The 1649-nt window shown below is 75.9% G+C and carries 2 protein-coding genes; both read right to left on the bottom strand.

The genetic code is table 11. The annotated features are described in order from the left end of the window. Window positions 1-702 (bottom strand): NTP transferase domain-containing protein (locus MHW47_RS35235; protein ID WP_239227883.1); only part of this gene is annotated, 702 nt, incomplete at its 3' end. Between the two features lie 45 nt (window positions 703-747). Beyond that, window positions 748-1649 (bottom strand): dihydrolipoamide acetyltransferase family protein (locus MHW47_RS35230; RefSeq protein ID WP_239227882.1); only part of this gene is annotated, 902 nt, incomplete at its 5' end.

The following is a 1649-nucleotide window of genomic DNA, read 5'->3' as shown; positions in this document are numbered from 1 at the left end:
CCGGGCGACGCCGTGGGCGGCGTCGCGGGCGAGGTCGAGCAGGAGGGCGGTGTCGACGTCGAGGTCGAGGCCGAGTTCTTCCTTGACTGCGGGGATCCATTCATCCAGCACCGTCCCATGTTCTCTGATCCGGGCACGGGCGGAAGCGAGGTCCTCCCAGGTGTCGCAGTCGAACGAGGCGAGCGGACCGGCCGGCACCCGGCGCAGCGTCAGTTCCCGGGTGAGCAGGCGCAGCGGCAGCCCGGCGAGCCCTCCGTGCTCGGCGGCGAGGAGTGCCAACTCGCGGCGGAGGGGTTCGGCGCGGTAGACGGCGACCAGCGGTTGTTCGCGGCCCTCCCCGTCGAGGCAGAGCGCGCCTTCGGCACCGGTCTCCGTCGCGGCGGTCAGCAGGGCCCGGACGGTGTCCGCGCCGAGGAACGGGAGGTCGGCGGAGAGCACGAGCACGTTCTGCGCCGAGGTGTGCCGGGCCCCGGCGTGCAGCGCCGCCAACGGGCCGCCGCCGGGCGGGGCTTCGCGGGCCCAGGTCACCGGTCGTACCGTGGCCCGCCGGTCCCCCACCACGACCGTGGTGCCCGCGTCGGGGCACGCGGCGAGCACCCGGTCGAGCAGGGCCCGGCCGCCGACCCGCAGGCCCGGCTTGTCGGCGCCGCCCAGCCGGCTGGCGGCCCCTCCGGCGAGAACGATGGCGTCGTACGCGGTCATGCCCCGAGTATGCGGGGGCCGGGGCCCGCCCCTCCCCGGGGGCCCCTACAGGCTCCGCAGCAGCAGCGCCGGCCGCTCCACGCAGTCCGCCACGTACCGGAGGAAGCCCCCGGCGGTGCCGCCGTCGCAGACGCGGTGGTCGAAGGTGAGGGAGAGCTGGACCACCTGGCGCACGGCGAGCTGCCCGTCGTGCACCCACGGTTTGGGGACGATGCGGCCGACGCCCAGCATGGCGGCCTCGGGGTGGTTGATGATCGGCGTCGAGCCGTCCACCCCGAACACCCCGTAGTTGTTGAGGGTGAACGTCCCGCCGGTCAGCTCGGCGGGCGTGAGCGTGCCGGTGCGCGCGGCCTCGGTCAGCCGGGCGATCTCCGCGCCGATGGACTCCGTGCTGCGGGCATGGGCGTCGCGGACGACGGGGACGACCAGGCCCCGGTCGGTCTGCGCCGCGAACCCGAGGTGGACCTGCGGCAGCCGTACGATCTCGCGCGCCTCCTGGTCCACCGTGGCATTCAGCTCCGGGTAACGGGCCAGGGCCGCCGTGCAGATGCGGGCGAGGAGCGCGAGGACGGACACCTTGGGGGTGCCGGGTCCGGTGACGCTGTTCATCGAGGCCCGCGCGGCCATCAGTTCGGTGGCGTCCGCGTCGACCCAGCAGGTGGCGTCGGGGATCTCGCGCCGGCTGCGGGCGAGCTTGTCGGCGACGGCTCCGCGTACCCCGCGCAGCGGAATCCGCTCGCCGACGGCTGCGGCGGTCGCCGCAGAGGCGGGGGAGGCGCCGGTCGCGGGGGAAGCGACCGTGGCGGCCTCCGGAGCGGGCGCCCCGGTGGGCGCCCCGGCGGGTGCTCCGGCCGCCGCCCGGATCGCGGACTCCACGTCGGCCCGCAGGATCAGCCCGTCCGGGCCGGAACCCACGAGCCGGCGCAGATCCAGATCGTGCTGCCGGG

The sequence above is a fragment of the Streptomyces sp. OfavH-34-F genome (assembly GCF_022347745.1).
GTDB lineage: Bacteria > Actinomycetota > Actinomycetes > Streptomycetales > Streptomycetaceae > Streptomyces.
Note: the sequence above shows the minus strand (reverse complement) of the source record. Positions and strands in the feature narration are given on the sequence as shown.